The sequence below is a fragment of the Alcanivorax nanhaiticus genome, from assembly GCF_000756665.1.
In the GTDB taxonomy this organism is placed as follows: Bacteria; Pseudomonadota; Gammaproteobacteria; order Pseudomonadales; family Alcanivoracaceae; genus Alcanivorax; species Alcanivorax nanhaiticus.
Window position 1 is genome coordinate 67416 of record NZ_ARXV01000006.1, and the last position, 17974, is coordinate 85389.

At 57.8% G+C, this 17974-nt stretch carries 16 protein-coding genes; 5 read left to right on the top strand and 11 right to left on the bottom strand.

All coding sequences use genetic code 11. The features are described 5' to 3' along the window. Positions 1-216 precede the first annotated feature (216 nt). The 3 genes from Y5S_RS08930 to Y5S_RS08940 form a co-directional block, all read right to left on the bottom strand. Positions 217-1575: a DEAD/DEAH box helicase gene (locus tag Y5S_RS08930; RefSeq protein ID WP_035232318.1), complete on the bottom strand. Its 1359-nt coding sequence runs from the start codon at positions 1573-1575 to the stop codon at positions 217-219. 197 nt (positions 1576-1772) lie between these two features. Further along, the gene (locus Y5S_RS08935; protein ID WP_035232319.1) at positions 1773-1988 is read right to left on the bottom strand and encodes a DUF1653 domain-containing protein; all 216 of its coding nucleotides are present in this window, start codon (positions 1986-1988) and stop codon (positions 1773-1775) included. After that, the gene (locus Y5S_RS08940) at positions 1981-2694 is read right to left on the bottom strand and encodes an esterase/lipase family protein (protein WP_035232320.1); all 714 of its coding nucleotides are present in this window, start codon (positions 2692-2694) and stop codon (positions 1981-1983) included. The genes Y5S_RS08935 and Y5S_RS08940 overlap by 8 nt, the downstream gene beginning before the upstream one ends. A gap of 177 nt (positions 2695-2871) precedes the next feature. Between Y5S_RS08940 and rloA3 the strand changes: the two genes are divergently transcribed. Beyond that, the gene (rloA3, locus tag Y5S_RS08945; RefSeq protein ID WP_035232322.1) at positions 2872-3441 is read left to right on the top strand and encodes a retropepsin-like aspartic peptidase RloA3; all 570 of its coding nucleotides are present in this window, start codon (positions 2872-2874) and stop codon (positions 3439-3441) included. A gap of 231 nt (positions 3442-3672) precedes the next feature. Here the strand turns inward: rloA3 and Y5S_RS08950 are convergent, their stop codons facing one another. Beyond that, positions 3673-4578, bottom strand: a complete 906-nt coding sequence (locus Y5S_RS08950) for a recombination-associated protein RdgC (RefSeq protein ID WP_035232323.1) — start codon at positions 4576-4578, stop codon at positions 3673-3675. Positions 4579-4770: 192 nt separating this feature from the next. Between Y5S_RS08950 and Y5S_RS08955 the strand changes: the two genes are divergently transcribed. Further along, positions 4771-5661 carry a haloalkane dehalogenase gene (locus Y5S_RS08955; protein WP_035232325.1) on the top strand — a complete coding sequence of 297 codons (891 nt, stop codon included), beginning with the start codon at positions 4771-4773 and terminating at the stop codon, positions 5659-5661. A gap of 7 nt (positions 5662-5668) precedes the next feature. Here the strand turns inward: Y5S_RS08955 and Y5S_RS08960 are convergent, their stop codons facing one another. From Y5S_RS08960 to Y5S_RS08970, 3 genes are all read right to left on the bottom strand, one after another. Further along, positions 5669-6658, bottom strand: a complete 990-nt coding sequence (locus tag Y5S_RS08960) for a GGDEF domain-containing protein (protein ID WP_197055119.1) — start codon at positions 6656-6658, stop codon at positions 5669-5671. Between the two features lie 305 nt (positions 6659-6963). Next, positions 6964-7965, bottom strand: a complete 1002-nt coding sequence (locus tag Y5S_RS08965; protein WP_231552658.1) for a cytochrome d ubiquinol oxidase subunit II — start codon at positions 7963-7965, stop codon at positions 6964-6966. Next, a complete protein-coding gene (locus Y5S_RS08970) occupies positions 7962-9335 on the bottom strand; it encodes a cytochrome ubiquinol oxidase subunit I (protein ID WP_035232329.1) in 1374 nt (457 codons plus the stop codon). Before Y5S_RS08970 ends, Y5S_RS08965 begins: the two co-directional genes overlap by 4 nt. A gap of 263 nt (positions 9336-9598) precedes the next feature. On the opposite strand from Y5S_RS08970, the gene Y5S_RS08975 reads away from it, so the two are divergent. From Y5S_RS08975 to Y5S_RS08985, 3 genes are all read left to right on the top strand, one after another. After that, positions 9599-10609 carry a putative solute-binding protein gene (locus Y5S_RS08975; RefSeq protein ID WP_035232330.1) on the top strand — a complete coding sequence of 337 codons (1011 nt, stop codon included), beginning with the start codon at positions 9599-9601 and terminating at the stop codon, positions 10607-10609. A gap of 124 nt (positions 10610-10733) precedes the next feature. Then, entirely contained in the window at positions 10734-10910 is a 177-nt protein-coding gene (locus Y5S_RS08980) for a Flp family type IVb pilin (RefSeq protein ID WP_035232332.1), read from the top strand. 92 nt (positions 10911-11002) lie between these two features. Further along, positions 11003-12454: a protein adenylyltransferase SelO gene (locus Y5S_RS08985; RefSeq protein ID WP_035232334.1), complete on the top strand. Its 1452-nt coding sequence runs from the start codon at positions 11003-11005 to the stop codon at positions 12452-12454. Between the two features lie 152 nt (positions 12455-12606). Here Y5S_RS08985 and Y5S_RS08990 read toward each other — a convergent pair whose 3' ends face one another. From Y5S_RS08990 to Y5S_RS09005, 4 genes are all read right to left on the bottom strand, one after another. Continuing rightward, positions 12607-13713, bottom strand: a complete 1107-nt coding sequence (locus Y5S_RS08990; RefSeq protein WP_197055120.1) for a DUF1513 domain-containing protein — start codon at positions 13711-13713, stop codon at positions 12607-12609. Positions 13714-13872: 159 nt separating this feature from the next. Then, positions 13873-14907, bottom strand: a complete 1035-nt coding sequence (locus Y5S_RS08995; RefSeq protein ID WP_052041488.1) for an imelysin family protein — start codon at positions 14905-14907, stop codon at positions 13873-13875. A 13-nt stretch (positions 14908-14920) separates the two neighbouring features. Further along, a complete protein-coding gene (locus Y5S_RS09000; RefSeq protein WP_035232338.1) occupies positions 14921-16321 on the bottom strand; it encodes a di-heme oxidoreductase family protein in 1401 nt (466 codons plus the stop codon). Between the two features lie 108 nt (positions 16322-16429). Continuing rightward, complete coding sequence (locus tag Y5S_RS09005) at positions 16430-17713, bottom strand: imelysin family protein (RefSeq protein WP_035232340.1); 1284 nt, start codon at positions 17711-17713, stop codon at positions 16430-16432. Between the last annotated feature and the right edge of the window lie 261 nt (positions 17714-17974).

A 17974-nucleotide genomic window follows, 5' to 3' on the forward strand; every position in this document is an offset into this window, starting at 1 on the left:
GAAAACCGGCGAGAGTTTTACGGAGTTTTATAAAGGCGGGATGTGCTGGGCGTCCAGATCGATATACGCCAAGCAATGCGAGCCTTGGCGAGGTATGGATTTAACCAGCGAGTTTCGAGTAACGAGTTTCGAAAATCCTCAAACACGACCAGGCTCGGGGTTGGGGTTTTGCTTTTCGAAACTCGCTCCTCGTAACTCGCAACTAACTCGCAGCAATTAATCAATTGGGCCTGGGTTCTTGCGCTTTTTCACAGTAGCAAAGCCACCCTGGGTATCCGGTGCGGCAGGTCTGCTGCTGCGAGGCCCTGCGGATTTTTTCGCCGAAACCTTCTTCAGGGGCTTCTTGCCACCCTTCTTGGCATCAGTCTTTTTCTTGATTTTTTTCTTTTTGCTGCCCGCTGCCTTGCCATTGGACTTGAGTTTCTTCGGCCCCAGGAATTTGCCTTTCAGCTCTTCCACAATGCGGAAATCAAACTGCTGACGCAGGTAGCGCTGAATGCTCGCCATCAGGTTCCATTCATGGGCTGCAATCAGTGAAATTGCCGTGCCTTCACCACCCACACGACCGGTACGGCCGATACGGTGAACATACTCATCGCCGCTGCGAGGCATATCAAAATTGATCACCAGATCCAGGCCTTCCACATGAATACCGCGGGCGGCAACGTCGGTGGCGACCAGCACCCGAACGCCACCATCCTTGAGCCGGTCCATGGCCAGCTTGCGCTCTTTCTGGTCTTTCTCTCCGTGCAGCACAAATACCTTGTGGCTGGTTGCCCGCAGCACGCCACCGAGACGATCCGCCTGCTCACGGGTATTGGTGAAGATCACCGCCTTGTCATAGGTTTCATGGGCCAGAAGCCACTGCACCAGACGCTCCTTGTGCGCCACATCGTCAGCCGTAATGATTTGCTGCTGAATGGATTCATTCAGGTCGCGCACGGTATCGAGCAGCAGGAACTTTGGCTCGCGCAGTACATTCTCCACTACCCGATCCATGGCATTGCCGCCCCGGGTGGCAGAGAACAGCAGGGTCTGCCGTTCTGCCGGGCACAGTGCTGCCAGACGCAGCACATCGTCACTGAAGCCCATATCCAGCATGCGGTCAGACTCATCCAGCACCAGCACTTCCAGATCACCCAGCAGCAGATTGCCGGCCTCCAGATGCTCGATCAGCCGCCCGGGAGTACCGATCAGGATTTCCGGGTTACGGCGCATATTCGCCGCCTGCACCTTGAAGTCTTCACCACCGGTAACCAGTTCCGCCTTGATAAAGGTGTATCGCGCCAGTGCCTCTACCTGTTTGAGGGTCTGCTGTGCCAACTCACGGGTGGGCAGCAGGATCAGGGCACGAGTATCTGTACGGGGGCGGGAATGCTGCAACAGGCCGTGCAGCAAGGGCAGCAGGAAGGCCGCAGTCTTGCCGCTACCGGTACGGGCAATCACCCGCAGATCATGCCCTGTCAGCGCTTCAGGAATGGCAGACGCCTGCACCGGGGTCGGCTCGGTGATGTCCATTTCGGACAGGGCGCGCACCAGGCGCTCGTGGAGATTGAGATCGGCAAAGGTGGACATGGGAATCAGCTCCGGTGTTGAGGGGGCATTGTAGCAGCTGCCGGAGTTGAAAGTTTAAAGTTTAAAGTTCAAAAGCGCGGCAAATGCCCCTTCTCCTGAAAGGCACTGCCCGCGCGACCCCATCTGTACGCAGACGCACACACCGCCCAAGGCCAAGCCCTCCCTTGAAGCAGGCTTTTAAACTTTGAACTTTGAACTTACTCCCCCACCCACGCAAAGCGCGGAATGACCTCACCCTCCTTTTCCACGGTCTCGGCAAACATGGCCAGTGGCCGCACCCACAGGTCACGGTTACCGTACAGCGGGTAGTAGACCACCAGTGTCTCTTCGGTCTCGGAGTGGGTGGCCAACCCAATGACCTGATAGTCGTTACCCTTGTAATGGCGGTAACGACCGGGTTTGATCTCACGCATTGCATTCTCCTGTTGACCTTCTTGCCAGACGTTCGGCGATGACCGCCAGCACCTGTGGATTCCATGGCAACCCGACATGGGTACCTGTCACTTCCACGTTCTCGGTGAGCGGCCCGTCATTTTCCAGACAGCACTGCCAGCTCACAATGCCATCCTGACGGGTGTAGATAGCAGTACAGTACACAGGCGGAGCGTTGATACGATCAAAGAACGCCTCCCGGTCGGGATTGCGATGTTTGGGATTCAACAGTCTGAATAGCGCACTGACATTATTGGCATCCGGGTCACCATTAATGGGGCTGCCAAGGGTGAATACCTGGCTGACCTGATCCGGGAAGACCCGCGCCAACTCTCGGGCAAATACGCCCCCCAGACTCCAGCCCACCAGTGCCACTGGTTGACCATGACGGGCATGGATCGCCTGCAACTGGGTCACCAGCATTTCCCGCCTCTGCCGGTTCATGCCGGTATTGGTGCCCTGGGCCCAGCCATAGCTGGTATACCCCAGCCGCGCCAGCCCTCGCCGTAATGGCCGGGTGCTCACATCGCTGGCCCCAAACCCAGGCAGGACCAACACCGGCTGGCCATTCCCCAGCGGCAACCGCCGGTGATCCAGGCCTTTCAGCAAATAGCGGCCATAGGCCAGCATGGCACGGCTTTCACCCAGCAACAGGCTCAATGCCGGGGGAGAGAGCTTTTCTGTCATGATTGCACTCCGCATTCGTTCATTTCGGTCCAACCCGAATCAGAGAGGAATGGTACCCTGTGCAAAAAACCGTTAAATAGTCCCGCTGGCGATTGGCTCAACCGGCCTGCCGGGGAACATGCCCGTGCGGCAACGGTCACAATGGCCAACCATTCTCAATCCGGTTAAGAGGAAAGCATGCAAAAAACCGTTGTCGCCCTGATCTCACTCTTCCTGCTGTGCAGCACCAGTCAAGCCATGGCCCGCAAGGCTGAAGAGAGCAAGAATGTGTTCGGCTGGGTGGAGCAAACCACCTTGATGCCCTGGGGCGTCAAGCTGAAAGCCAAGCTGGACAGTGGCGCGCTGACCTCTTCCCTGCATGCCACCGACGTCACCATTTTTGAAAAAGACGGCGACAAGTGGGTGCGTTTCACTGTCAATGTGAAGGACCTGGACAGTGGGAAAGTGGTATCAAAAACCTTTGAAAAGCCCCGCCACAGAAAAGTGCTGATTCGAGGCGCAGGAGGAGAGGACCGTCGCCCTGTCGTGCTCATGAAGTTATGCATGGGCAATACCGTCTATGAAGAACAGTTCACCCTCAACGATCGCTCAGACATGATCTACCCGGTACTACTGGGCCGTCGCACCCTGTCTCATCTGGGGTATCTGGATGTGACCGAAACCTTCCTCCACAACCCCTCGTGCACCGAAGAATCAACGGTGAAGCAGCACAAGGAAGAGGACGACGACGAGGACATCCACGACTAGCGGGCAAGCGTTCACTAAACGATGTGGCGACGCGCCCGGACATCTGGCGTCAGCCTTGCCCCGCAACCGAAAAGCCAAACCGCCCAACCTGGGTCAGGTTTTTTGCTTTATCGAGGAGCCTCTGAATAACGACCGAGGCCGCGCCCGGATTCCGGACGCGGCCTCGTCAATACAGCCCAATAAAACCTCGATGCCGCGTTGCAGCTTGAAGCTTGAAGCTTGTACCTGCCGTTACGCCGGATTCACCTCGAAATACCCAAACAACCCATCCAGCGCCTCACGCAGCACACTTCCCTGCAAGCTGATCCGCGCCTCCAGTTCGGCCACTGCATCATCGGCATCCAGGCTGTCGATATTTTCCTGCAGCAGATCCAGCGCCTTGATGCGCTTGATCTCCAGCTTGTCATTCACATCCAGCTCAAGATTGTCCTGCCAGGCCAGGTTGATGCGTGTGACCACCATGCCGGTTTCCAGATGGGCAAGAATTTCTTCCTGACCCAGGTCCACCGCAGTGAATTTCACCGCCGCCCCTTCATCCTTGGTCCCCTTCAGTTCACACCGGTCCCCCAGGGTGAATCCTTCAGGCAGCAACTTGGTGTCACGCAGCCAGTTGCTGAAGCTGGTGTAAGGGGCTGAATTGGGTGCCGGGTACGCCACCGGCAAGGTGCCGATCGCCTTACGCAAACAGGCCACCACTTCCTCGGCGCGAGTGGCGGAGGAGGCGTCCACCAGCACCCGTTTGCGCTGGGTGTCGATGATCAGATTGGTGCGCCGGGAGCGGGTGAAGGCACGGGGCATCAGCTCAAAGGTGATCTGCTCCTTCAGCTCCGCTTTTTCCTTGCGGCCCACCTTGCGCCCTTCCTCTTCCTGAATGTACTCCACCTTCTCATCCAGCAGTTCCTTGATCACCGGGCCGGGCAACAGGCGGGAGGTTTCCTGATAGGTGCAGTAGATGAAGCCATCCACGGCATACGCCATGGGGTCCTGGCCTTTCAGGGGCGGCACGAAGCCCTCAGAGCGCAAGGTCTGGCTACCACAAGGCTGGCAACGATTGCTGGAAAGAATCTCATCCAGCTCCGCCACAGAGAAAGAAAAGGGCTCATCGCCCAGATACACAATCAGGTTCTTGATCCACATAGTCTTGTATCCAAAAGCCGGGACGAAAAGGGGCGTCTCCGGAAAGCGGGAAGGCTGGCCACAGTAGCGAAATGCCTTCTCCTCCTCAAGCGCTACCATCGCAACTGATCAGCAAATCGGCAGGCACTTCGGCCTGTAATGACCGGCCCACCTGTGGCAACAATAGTCAGGCCAACGTTACCAGGAGTCACCATGGATTATCTGCGCACTCCCGACAGCCGATTTGAACGACTGCTCGACTACCCATTCACACCCCACTATGCGGATGTGGGAGGGCTGCGAATGCATTACCTTGATGAAGGCCCGGCTGATGCGGCCCCCATCCTGATGCTGCATGGAGAGCCATCCTGGTCCTATCTCTACCGGCACATGATCCCCATCTGTGCCGCAGCCGGACACCGTGTCATCGCCCCGGACCTGATTGGCTTCGGCAAGTCCGACAAGCCCACTGACATCAATGCCTATAGCTACCAGAGCCACATGGACTGGCTGCTGTCACTGCTGGATCAACTGCAACTCAGCAACATCACCCTGGTTTGCCAGGATTGGGGCTCTTTGCTGGGATTACGGCTGGCGGCGGAAAACCCGGACCGTTTCCGCGCGATTGTGGTCGGCAACGGCATGCTGCCCACTGGCGACCAGAAGGTTCCCGCCGCATTCCAGTTATGGAAAAACTTTGCCATCTACAGCCCCATTTTTCCCGTCTCCCGCATTATCAATTCCGCCACGTTTCGCAAGCTGGGCCCGGACGAGCGCCGCGCCTACGACGCCCCTTTTCCAAACCGCCAATACAAGGCCGGGGCGCGTGCTTTCCCCAAGCTGGTACCGGTTACTCCGGATGATCCAGCAACTGAGGCGAATCGATCAGCATGGCGAATACTGGAAACCTGGAAAAAGCCTTTCCTGACCACGTTCAGCAATGGCGACCCGATTACACGTGGCGGAGATAAATACATGCAAGAGCGCATACCCGGAGCCGCAGGGCAGCCGCATCAAACACTCGTGGGAGGCCATTTTCTGCAGGAGGATTCGCCGGTTGTGTTCGCCCGTGCCATTAATGACCTGCTGGCAAGATCATTCTGAAAAAACATCAACAGGGAGCAACGGCCGGATCGGACCAGAACTCAACCCGGTTACGTCCGGCCGTTTTGGCGCGATAGAGCATCTCATCCGCCCGGGCAATCAAGGCATGCTCATCAGCTTCATCGTCCGCCTGCCACAGCACCACACCAAAGCTGGCAGAAAATGACAGCAACTCGCCACAAGCCAGGCTCACCGGCGAACGCTCAATGGTTGTACGGCACCGCTCGATGCCCCGTGCGGCACCGGCATGATCGGTTTCCGGCAGCAGTAACACGAATTCTTCCCCACCGATACGGCCAACGGTATCGGTCTCGCGTAGGCATCCGCGCAGCACCTCAGCCACACGCACCAGCACCTCATCACCCACAGCATGACCATGGGTATCATTGATTCGCTTGAAGTGATCCAGATCCAGCAGGCAAACACTCAACGGCTGGCCGTTACGACGCGCCCGCGCCAGCTCAAAACCAAAACGGCTAAACAGCTCACGACGATTGGCAAGCCCCGTCAATGGGTCGTGCAGGGCCTGGTCGCGAACCTGCGCCTCACGTCGAACCCAACGCCCCAGCAACAAGGCCACCAGCACGATCACTACAGTGATAAACGGCGCCATGAACGCCACCGTGCTGCCAATCCAGTAATACGACAGCAGCTCCTGAGAGATCGGGTACTTGATAAAATAAATGGCATGAACGCTATAGCCTTGCACCGACAGCCAGGCCAACAACAACACCACCAACACCGTGAAGGCAAAATTCCAGGCCACACGCTGAAACCCAAACAGGATAAAACCCACCAGAGGAGCCCCCACCAGCACCATACCGGTCATGGGGCTATAGAGTCCGAATGTCCAGCCCAGGAGCAAGAAGGCCACACTGAAAAACGACATGAAGAACGGAGGATAAAGAACCGAGTGACGTTGAGTCCGACGTAACAACATCCCCCAGACGACCAACACCAGCCAGCCAGCTTGATTGAACAACATCACCTGCGTCATGACCTCCGCCCCTTCTGTGGAGACGAAGCGATCCGCAAACTCAGTGAGATGAATCGTGAAAAGGTGCCAGAGGAAAACAAAACTCATATAGCCCCACAGGAGCACAGACAACAGTAAACACTTGTCCCTGTCGCTCCAGTCGAGCAATCGATATACCGCTACTAAGGCTGCAGGCTTCTTTTTCATTATTTTGCGTGACCTGGTTCACACCTTGTCTCGCCATTATGGCACTTTCGCCATCGATAACAGCCTGGCAGGACCACGTCCGTACCAGGCAGCCGACCGATAGTCGGATAACACCCGCCTTACTCGTAACTGAGATGAGTCGCCTTGCCGCGGAACACCCGGTAAATGTAGAAGGTATATCCAAGAATCATCGGCAGAGCGATCACCGCACCCCAGAAGGTAAACAGCAGAGACTCGGTCGCGGAAGCCGCATCCCAGATAGACAGCTGCCCCAGCACTACATCCGGGAACAGACTGTAGGCAAGACCGATACTGGCCAGCACGCAGATCACGATCAGCGCCAGGAACGCCAGCCAGCCATAGCCATTGTCGAGAATCTGACGGCTGTTGAAGATCCAGATCAACCCGGCGTACGCCAGCCCGGTGGCAATGGGAATCGGCATCAGGCCAATAGCGTTGGGGAGCGTGAACCATTTGGCAGCGATGGTCTCGCTCACCAGCGGCGTAGCAATAGACACCAGCAGCAGAAAGCCCCCCATGGGCCACACCGCAAGCCGCCCCCAATGAGCCGCCTTACGGAACAACTCGCCTTCGGTCTTGATCAGCAACCAGGCCGCACCCAGCATGATATAAAGCGCAGGCAGCGCCAGACCTATCAGCACGGCAAACAGTGTACTGGTGGTATCACCGGTCAGGCCCGTGACATAGGCGCCCAACATCCAGCCCTGGCAAACCGAAGCGACCAGTGAACCAATAGCAAACAGCCGGTTCCACATGGCCTTGTGCTGGTCCCCGGCCTTGACCCGAAAGTCGAATGACACCCCTCGGAGAATCAACCCCATGAGCATGATAGTCACGGGCAGATAAAGCGAAGTCAGCACAATGCCGTGGGCCTGCGGGAAGGCAATCAGCAAGATGCCCACCCCGAGCACGATCCAGGTTTCATTGGCATCCCAGAACGGGCCGATGGCCGCCACCATCACATCCTTTTCCTGATCGGAGGCAAACGGCAACAACATACCAATGCCCAGGTCGTAGCCATCCAGCACCACATAGATCAACAGCGCCAGTCCCATGGCGCCGGCGAAAAATAACGGTAACCAGTATCCAAGATCCATCATGCATCTCCTTCGCTACGTTCTGCTGCCATGGCCTGCTGTTGTGGCGACAACGACAGGGAGCGGGCCGGCTTGGTGGCCAGATAGCGCAATGCGGCGATATAGGACACCAGCAGGAAGGCATACAACAGCACATAGCCAAACAGGGTGCCGGCGACAGTGGCACTACTGTGATCGGCCACCACCTCAGCAGTGCGCAGCAAACCATCCACAATCCACGGCTGGCGCCCGATCTCGGTAACGTACCAGCCCGCCAGCACCGCCACCCAACCGGAGAACGTCATCACCGACAGGGTGCGCAATAACCACGGATGCGCGCTACTGTTTTCTTCCCGGGATCGAAACAACCGCCACAGGGCCCACCAGCCCACCAACACCATCAGTGTGCCCACCCCAACCATCACCCGGAATGACCAGAACACCGGTGCCACCGGCGGGTGGGCACCTGCAAATTCATTTAGCCCTTTGAGTTCGCCATCCCATTCATGGGTCAGGATCAGGCTGGCAAGACCGGGCACCTTGATTGCCATGTGAGTAGTACGGGCCTCTTCATCCGGAAAGCCGAACAGGGTCAGGGGCGCATGGCTTTCGGTTTCCCAAATCCCTTCCATGGCGGCTATCTTGGCAGGCTGATGCTCCAGGGTATTGAGCCCGTGCATATCGCCAATCCACACCTGCAGTGGAGCCAACACGGCAGCCATCAGGGCCCCGGTGCGCATGACCTTCCAGGTGGCCGGGCCATCCACCCCTTTCAGCGCACGCCAGGCACTCACGCCCATGATCAGGAAGGCGGCGGTCAGCAGGGAGGCATTGAACATGTGGGCGAAACGATAGGGGAAAGAGGGATTGAAGATGACCTCCCACCAGCTATTCACAAAGAACACACCATCCTCAATACGATAACCGCTGGGGGTCTGCATCCAGGAATTCAGGCTCAGAATCCAGAACGCCGAAAACGAAGTGCCCACCGCCACCAGCGCCGTGGCAATCAGGTGCGTGCGATTGGACACGCGATCCTTGCCAAACAACATGATCCCGAGGAAAGACGCCTCCAGAAAAAACGCCGTGAGCACTTCATAACCCAGCAGCGGCCCGGCGATGTTACCCGCCCTCTCCATGAATCCGGGCCAGTTGGTGCCGAACTGAAAACTCATGGTAATGCCGGACACCACCCCAAGCGCGAAACTCAAGGCAAAAATTTTCACCCAGAAAAAATAGGCATATTCCCAGGCCTTGTCGCCGGACAGGGTGTAGCGCAGGCGAAAGTAGAACAACACCCAGCACAGACCAATGGTGATGGTCGGAAACAGAATGTGAAAGCTGATGTTGGCGGCAAACTGCAGGCGCGCCAGCAGGAAGGGGTCAAACTCCATTCGATATCTCCTGTAGGAATATCCTTATAACCACACTACCAGACTTCTCCGATCTGCCCAGATGACAAATTGTCCATCCCTCTGCCACACGTGAACAACGCGTCAGTAATAACACTACCTCTACAAAGGACACAATTCGTTAGATAGCGCACAACAAGGACACTACAGCGCCCTTTCTGTTTACCCAACAAAATGCATTTCATCATTTTTTGCAGCTCTGGCTGCGACTTCGATATCTGTACCGCAATTAACGGGAGAGTCCCATGAGCAAAACAAAAAAAGTGTTTCAGGCATTGAGTGCCGCCGCTGCGCTGACGCTCAGCAGTACCGCTTTCGCGGCGGTGGAGCGTACCTTCTGCGTATTCGACATCATCGGCGCCAGTGGCGACACCTACAACATGATGAAAGATTACAAGACCGCCGCCCTGGCCTGGGGGGTGGATGTGGAACTCAAGCCCTACACTGACGAAAAGATCGCCTCTGAAGATCTCAAGGCCAACCAGTGTGATGCCGCTGTTCTCACCGGCATCCGCGGTCGCCAGTTCAACAGCTACACCGGCAGCATGGATTCCATCGGCGCCATCCCCAACTACGACGCCATGCAAACCGTGATCGCGGTACTGGCCAGTGGCAAAGTGGACCAGCATCTGGTGTCTGGCCCCTATGAAGTGGGCGGCGTGTTCCCCCTTGGCGCGGCCTTCCTGTTCCTCAAGGACAAGGAAATTGACACCGTGGAAGAGCTGGCCGGTAAATCCATCGCCGTTCTGGAGTACGACAGCGCCCAGGCCAACATGGCCTCACGAGTGGGCATGTCTCCGGTCATGTCAGATATCACCAACTTCTCTACCCGCTTCAACAATGGCTCCGTGGATATCTGCTTTGCCCCGGTAATGGGTTATTCCGCTCTGGAACTCTACAAAGGCATGGCCCCCAGCGGCGGCATCCTGGATTACGTGCTCGGTCAGCTGAGCGCCCAGGTAATCATTCGCAAGGACCGCTTCCCGGACGGCTTCGGTCAGCAATCCCGCCAGTTCATGTTTGGCCAGTTTGACCGCGCCATGAAGCTGATCGACAACTCCAGCAGCGAAATCGATGACAAATGGTGGATCCGCATCCCCGAGGCCGACACGCTGCGTTACGACCAGATGATGCGCGAGGCCCGCATTGCCCTCACCAAAGATGGCGTTTACAACAAGGACATGATGAGCCTGCTGCGCAAGGTACGCTGCCAGCAGGATGCATCTCGGGCCGAGTGCGTCAATCCGCAAGAATAAACCCGGTGCCGCTGCCCCTGTCGGCGGCCCCCTCTAGGGTCAGCCGACAGCCAAACTGGTGAAATGCGTTCAAGCGGTCCATGCTGGAATTGACCCAGGGTTAAAGGAATAACCGGAGGCTTACATGAAAACCTTGATTACCCGATTCCTGCAGGAAGAAAGTGGTGCCACCATGGTCGAGTACGCCATCGTTGCATCACTGATTTCTATCGCCGCTGTTGCCGTCATTGTTCTGGTTGGTGAAGAAGTGCTGGGCCTGTTCCAGGGGGCAGACACCGCCATGAAAGATAGCGGCATGTAAGCATCCGCAGGCCAGTCAAACAAGGCTGACGCCTGCGCCTCCCAACCAGCTCTGTTACCCTGTGGCACTCCAGTTATCGTGGCGGAGCGTCCATGAGTCAGTCCTTCGGTTTCCAGTTCGACAACAGCTATTCCCGGCTACCAGAAGCCCTGTTTTCCCCGTGCGATCCGCAAGCTGTCAGCACCCCTGCCATGGTGCTGTTCAATACGGCTCTGGCCACTGAACTGGGGCTGGATGCCCCCACACTGGCACAACGCCCGGACTGTTTCAGCGGTAACCATCAACTTCCCGGCAGCATGCCGCTGGCCCAGGCCTATGCGGGACACCAGTTCGGCCGCCTGACCATGCTAGGTGATGGGCGCGCCATTTTGCTGGGTGAGCAGATAGCGCCCGACGGGCGCAGGCTGGACATCCAGCTGAAAGGGGCCGGACGCACTCCTTTCTCACGGGGGGGCGACGGGCGCGCTGCCCTTGGCCCCATGTTGCGTGAATATGTGATCAGCGAAGCCATGCACGCGCTTGGCATTCCTACCACCCGCAGCCTGGCTGTCGTCTCAAGCGGTGAACCGGTTTACCGGGAACAACCCTTGCCGGGAGCAGTGCTTACCCGTGTCGCCGCCTCTCACCTGCGAGTGGGAACCTTCCAGTACGCTGCCGCGCAACAAGACAGCGCGTTAATGGATACGCTTATCCGCTACACCCTTGAGCGTCACTACCCGGAAAAACAGGACAGCGACAACCCCGCGCTGGCGTTACTGGATGCCGTCATCGATAAACAGATCGCACTGGTCACTCACTGGATGCGGGTGGGCTTCATTCATGGCGTGCTTAATACCGACAACGTGACACTCAGCGGAGAGACCATTGATTACGGCCCCTGCGCCTTCATGGATCAGTACGATGAAAATACCGTCTTCAGTTCCATCGACCAGCAAGGCCGCTATGCCTATGGCAGCCAGCCCGGCATCACCCAATGGAACCTGGGGCGCTTCGCGGAAACCCTGCTTACCCGCATGGACGACGACGTAGACAGCGCAGTAGAGATCGCCACCGAACGACTCAAGGCATTCAGTGCCCGCTACGATGCCAGCTGGCTGGCCATGATGCGAAGCAAACTGGGATTGACTGGCAGTGACGCCGGGGATGAGACACTGGCAAAAGACTTGCTGGCTCTGATGCAACTGCACAAGGCAGATTTCACCAACACCTTCCGCAGCCTGATTGGAGGAAAGCCGCTGCAGGGGCAACCTTATGACAATGACGCCTTTACGGCCTGGCATAACCGCTGGCTGAACCGGCTGGATCGCGATCCGCAAGCGCACGACCACGCCTGGGAACTGATGCGCAACAGCAACCCGGCCGTGATTCCGCGTAATCATCAAGTAGAAAAAGCGCTACGCGCAGCAGAAGATGGCGACCTCAGCGTGGTCGAATCCCTGCTCTTCGCGCTGGCCGATCCCTATGCGGAACGGGACAGCGATGATCCCTACGTGCAGCCGCCGAAGGAGGATGAGGTGGTGTGCGCTACGTTCTGCGGGACGTAAAAACGAGTTTCGAGTTTCGAGTTTCGAGTTTCGAGTTTCGAGTTTCGAGTTTCGAGTTTCGAAGAGCAAAACCCGCTCCAACTGAAAGCCAAAGTGTTTTCTTTTACGCCTTTGATTTTCGCAACTCGAAACTCGTTACTCGAGCCTCGCCCCTACCCCAACCGCAGATGGTTATCCCACCAGCCGCCCGGCAGGTCCAGCCAGTGGCTGGCGACCTGGCCGTCTTGATAGCTGAAGTAGCGACAGCGGCCCTGGCCGGACGTGACGGCGAACCCGTCGCCCGCCACACCGACCCCGGCACAATCTTCCATGGGCACATCCACAAGAGTCTCGGCCGTATCCAGATCCCAAACGAAAAAACGGTTGCCGCGCGGCGCCGTCATCGCCACCTGCCGGCGCTCGCCATGAATGGCTATGCTCGCCGTGTACTGATCCATCATCGCCAATTGCGAAGCCCCTACAGGGAAAGGCTGATAAGGCTGCTCTGGACGCTTCACCGCCAATAACGGCACTGTCTCCCAGGCCTCTCCCTGATACTGCTGTCCGGTGATGATCGTGCCATCGCTGGCGACAGCCAGGTGGCGAATACTGCTTTGTGAATGCTGCAGAGTTTCCTTGCTATGCAGCTCGCCGTGGCGATCCATTACCACCAGGCTCGGCGACATACTGTGGAGGTTGGTTTTCTCACGGCTGCCTTCGGTACGAATCCCCCCGTTGGCCACCACCAGGGACTCACCATCCGGCATCCAGGCCAACTGGTGTGGCCCCACGCCATGGGTAGGCACTTCACCTTCATGCACCAACTGCAAGTTACCTTGATCAAGCCGGTAACGACCCAGCACACCACGACCGGGCTCATTCAGATCGTTTTCGGTGGCATAGAGCCATTCCCCTGCGCCATGGAAAACCGCATGGCCATAAAAATGCCGTTGCGGCTGCCCCCGCACGATCTGTAGCAAACCGCCATCGCGTAAATCAATCAGGTAACTTTCACGAGCAGGTCGGCGGCCAACAAACAGTGCCAGGGGCAGAAAAGGATGGCGAGCCACATCATGACAACGCTCCGCCACCGGCGTGGCAAACGCCCGTTTCCCATCGAGAAAATAACCAGTGCAATAATGTTTTCCAGCGTCGTCATTACGGGCGGACAACAACAACGGCGACTGCCCTTTCCCTTGCCAGAACGCCCAACCGCCCAGGGCCGCCACACCACCGAGGGCCGCACCCATGCCAAGAAGATGTCGTCGTGTCAGAGTCATGGCACCCTCACCAGAATCGGCAATTGCAGAAGTATTCAGAAGCCGGCGCGAAGCGAGTTTCGAGTTTCGAGTTTCGAGTTTCGAAGAGAAAACCCGGATTCGCTAAACGGGACAGGCTTTTACGCTTTTGATTTTCGCAACTCGAAACTCGCCACTGATTCAATCGCCATCATTGGCATTAAACCCAATCTGGATACCCAGATCCCTGGCCAGTTCCACCTGCTGCAGGGTCTCCAGATTATCCAGGCTGTCGTACAGCGACTGAAGCTGTGATTGCTGCTCCGGCTCCTGCACAAGCGTGACCAACGGTGCCGGCAGCGCTGCCAGCTTTTTCCCGGTGTCCTGGTAGGCAGCATCGATCCGGGTCACCAGATCCGCACTGGCCACCAGCGATCGCACTCGCTCCCAGACCGCCTGGGCGCCTGACAATGACGCTTGCAAATTGCCCGCAGAATGCTGGCTCCGCCAGGCTTCCGCCTGCCAGGGCTGAGCCACCCCCTGATTCAACCGCCCCATGGGGACACCCAGTTTCTTCTTCAGCACATCCACAGCGGTGATCTGGGTGCGCAGGATGCTGCCAAGTGCTTCATCGGCAGAGGCGAAACGCGCATTGGGAAACGCTGTCAGCATGACAGTCATGCCTTCTGAACCCGCCCAGAGGGAGAGCACCTCCCCTGACAACGCTTGCTGATGACGCGCGATGCCGGTCAGCAATGGGCAATAACGATCACCCTGGCTGGTCAGGTCCACCGCTTCATCAAACACCACATACTCGAAAGCGCTCAATCCCTGCACCACCACACTGGCGCCCTCCAGGGCCTCCTGGCTGAGTGGCGAAGCGGCGGCCAACAGGTCTTCTACCTGACGGGCCACCATGTTGCGCTTGTCCGGCCAGAACTGGACCTGCCAGCTACGATTGCCCTCTGCCATCGGACCAATCATCAACGGTTGCAGATAAGACCATTGCTGCAGAGTGCGATAGAACGCCTGCTCCAACGCGGATACGTCCAGTTCACCCGCGCAAAATCCTTCTGTCGCCACCAGCAACGCCGCATTACTGCCATGCCACTTTTCATGAGCCGGCAGCAACACCTGATTTGTCAGCTGTTCCGTGACTTCCTGACGAGGATCACTACAAGCCGCCACCAGCATCGCCAGTAGCACAGGCAACACATTCCGCATCCGCATCTTCATGGACAACTCCCAGCTACAGTGAATTCAGGAACGCCAGCAGGGCTTCGCGCTGCTCGGCATCAAACGTCAGCACCTTGTCTCGGGAGGCAGCCGCTTCACCACCGTGCCAGAGAATCGCCTCCATCAGATTGCGCGCCCGGCCATCATGGAGAAACTGGGTATGGCCATTCACAGCCTCAGTCAGCCCGATACCCCACAGTGGCGGGGTACGCCACTCCTGGCCATTGGCCAGAAATTCCGGGCGACCATCCGCCAACTCTGGCCCCATGTCGTGCAGCAACAAATCGGTGTAAGGCCGAATCGTCTGGTTGGCCAATTCCGGCTCCGCGGCATCCGCTGCGGTGGTGTAGCTGGGCACATGACAACCCTGACAATTCGTCTGGAAGAACAACCCCTTGCCTTCCAGTACCTTGGGATCATTCACGTTGCGTCTGGCCGGCACGGCAAGGTTACGGGTATAGAACGTCACGTTATCCAGAATCTCGTCACTGACCTCCGGAGTACCGCCATCGGGTAACGCGAGGCACGCCTGCTGACTGGGCGCGCAGGAATCCGTGGGCACGAGATTGCTGGTTAACCCCATATCGTTGGCAAACGCCTCGGCATTTTGCTGGCGCAGGCTGGGCTGCCCGGCCTTCCAGCCAAACCGGCCAAGTTGCGTGGTGTCGCTGGCACGGTCCCATACCTGATTGGCCCTGCCACTGATGCCATCACCATCGGCATCCCCCGGGTCGGCATGGGCCAGCAGGTCTTCATCGCTAATCGCCTCCAGGAAGCCCAGCCCGATCACCGGCGGGGCAATACGTGCCGAGAAAAGGGTAGCAGGGTGCATCTGGCCATAACCCAGATTGCTGAACGTCAGCCGCGGCTTGCGCAGTTCCACTTCGTGTCCGTCGGCAAAGCGCATCACCAGCGGAGAATACTCCACCCGCACCCGGCCCTCAGGCGCGACACCGGGAATCGCTGCGTCCTGAAACTGACCACCATAGTTGGGCTCAGCCACCAGACCACTTCGGGTCAGATCGTCCCCCTCACCTGCTGGTACGGACAACCGCACCAACATGGAAACCGCCTGCTTGGCCTCCGGACCCGGCGGATGACCTCGACCATCCTTGATATGACAGTTCTGACAAGCGTTGGTGTTGAAAAGCGGACCGAGACCATCGCGGGCATCGGTGGACGCCGGTGCAATCACCCAGGGGTTGCGGAAGAAACTGTTGCCCACACTGAAGTCCAAACGGCGAGTGGGCGAGAGATTGGCCAGAGGCAGCGAGAAGGCGTTTTGATCGACCTTGGTCACCGTACCTTCACCGGCAGACAGCTGCTCGCCGGGCTCCGCCTCGGTAAAGGTAGGGCCAGAATCACAGGCGGCCAGCACGCTGGCCAGGGACAGGGTCAAGATGGCATAACGCAAGACAAGTATCCTTCCAGAATTTCAGGTGCCACGCGGTGTGGCTTTCACGCCGGTGCGGCAAGAAAAACGCCGCCTCATCAGGCGGCGCTATCTTATCAGATCCCGTTTTCAGAACTGATGGTCGGCGGTGTCAGGGTTGAGCGCCTGAATATCCAGCACCAGGGCCGCCTTCTCGATGCTGCCAGTCTGCTGCACTAGCGCGTTAATCGCCCCATTAATCAATTCCGCACCCTGGGCATTACCCGGCGCGATCAACTGATCAAAGTGCGCGCCATTGGCAGCGCTATCTACCAGCCCTTGCAGAGCGGTTTCACTGGCCGCCAGATCCTGCTTGAGACGGGCATCCACTGCCGGGTCCTTTGCCGCCACCAAATCGCTCAGGGAAGGACCGGCCAGCTTTTCGCCGCCGACGGTCTGATATTCACCCAGATACACATTGGCAATGCCCTTGCCGTTGTAGAAGTGGGAGAAATGGGTGTTATCACTGAAACAATCATGTTCGTCTTCCGGTGAATGCGCTGCCAATGCCACCTTCATGCGCTCACCCGCCAGCTCTCCCAGCGACAGACTGCCCATGCCGAACAGCATCTTGCGCAGCCCGTTCTTCACCTCATCACTTTCCAGCTCGGCACGATAGTTATCCGCATCGGGCTGCCACTCGGCCACCATGGCCTCAAGATCACTGATCAACAATCCCGTCACTGCCTGCAGATACTCGCGGCGACGCTCGTTATTCCCTCCGGTCGCTCCATCGCCAAGGGCAAAATCCGTCGCCGGGCGCTCCCCGGCACCGGCCTGGGTGCCATTCAGATCCTGACCCCAGAGCAAAAACTCGATGGCGTGATACCCGGTGGCCACATTCACTTCTGAACCACCCAGCTCATTCAGGCTAGCCAGCAGCTCTCCATTCAGCTCCGACAGGTCCAACACCTGCTCACCGATCATGAGCGATTCACTGGCAATGATATTGGCACGCGCCCCCGGGTTACCCATCACCGCCTGGTAGCTGTCATCCACATAGTCAATCAGCCCTTCATCCAGCGGCCAGGCATTGACCTGCCCCTCCCATTCATCCACCACCCGGTTACCAAACCGGAAGACTTCGGTCTGCATGTAGGGGACTCGGGCTGCACGCCAAGCATCCCGGGCCGCCGCCAGGGTTTGCTCTGATGGCTCCGCCAGCAGAACATTGACCGCCTCCTGCATGGCCCGGGCCTGAGCCAGGGCATCGCTGTAAGTCGCCAGCACCAGGTCCGCGTAGTGGCTGACCACCTGGCGGGCCTGAGCCTCATCATAGGGAGTAGATTCAACGGCAGAACCGGGTTCTTCACTACACCCTGCCATCCACAGGGAAGACAGCAGCAGGCCACCGGCAGCAACACGGGTCAACATAGGTTTTCCTCTATCATTCTCGACAGTCAATCAGGGAGCGTCGTCAGCGCAAGCGCGCACCACAATCCCGAAAAATCCAAAAATGCGAATTATTCTCATTATTGTAAAGGAAAACACCCCAATAAATCACTCCGATACACCGGTTGCAGGATCATTCAGGCAAAAAAGCAGGCTATACACTGCGTTTTTCTAATGAACATTGTTCGATCGGCACCTAGAATGCCCCCACGCAGCCCCGCTGCCTTCACCCCCGTCCGCCCA

Coding starts and splice junctions, on each gene's coding strand:
- Y5S_RS08930 (WP_035232318.1), bottom strand. CDS start 1,575: ATGTCCACCTTTGCCGATCTCAATCTCCACGAGCGCCTGGTGCGCGCC.
- Y5S_RS08935 (WP_035232319.1), bottom strand. CDS start 1,988: ATGCGTGAGATCAAACCCGGTCGTTACCGCCATTACAAGGGTAACGAC.
- Y5S_RS08940 (WP_035232320.1), bottom strand. CDS start 2,694: ATGACAGAAAAGCTCTCTCCCCCGGCATTGAGCCTGTTGCTGGGTGAA.
- rloA3 (WP_035232322.1), top strand. CDS start 2,872: ATGCAAAAAACCGTTGTCGCCCTGATCTCACTCTTCCTGCTGTGCAGC.
- Y5S_RS08950 (WP_035232323.1), bottom strand. CDS start 4,578: ATGTGGATCAAGAACCTGATTGTGTATCTGGGCGATGAGCCCTTTTCT.
- Y5S_RS08955 (WP_035232325.1), top strand. CDS start 4,771: ATGGATTATCTGCGCACTCCCGACAGCCGATTTGAACGACTGCTCGAC.
- Y5S_RS08960 (WP_197055119.1), bottom strand. CDS start 6,658: ATGACGCAGGTGATGTTGTTCAATCAAGCTGGCTGGCTGGTGTTGGTC.
- Y5S_RS08965 (WP_231552658.1), bottom strand. CDS start 7,965: ATGATGGATCTTGGATACTGGTTACCGTTATTTTTCGCCGGCGCCATG.
- Y5S_RS08970 (WP_035232329.1), bottom strand. CDS start 9,335: ATGGAGTTTGACCCCTTCCTGCTGGCGCGCCTGCAGTTTGCCGCCAAC.
- Y5S_RS08975 (WP_035232330.1), top strand. CDS start 9,599: ATGAGCAAAACAAAAAAAGTGTTTCAGGCATTGAGTGCCGCCGCTGCG.
- Y5S_RS08980 (WP_035232332.1), top strand. CDS start 10,734: ATGAAAACCTTGATTACCCGATTCCTGCAGGAAGAAAGTGGTGCCACC.
- Y5S_RS08985 (WP_035232334.1), top strand. CDS start 11,003: ATGAGTCAGTCCTTCGGTTTCCAGTTCGACAACAGCTATTCCCGGCTA.
- Y5S_RS08990 (WP_197055120.1), bottom strand. CDS start 13,713: ATGACTCTGACACGACGACATCTTCTTGGCATGGGTGCGGCCCTCGGT.
- Y5S_RS08995 (WP_052041488.1), bottom strand. CDS start 14,907: ATGAAGATGCGGATGCGGAATGTGTTGCCTGTGCTACTGGCGATGCTG.
- Y5S_RS09005 (WP_035232340.1), bottom strand. CDS start 17,713: ATGTTGACCCGTGTTGCTGCCGGTGGCCTGCTGCTGTCTTCCCTGTGG.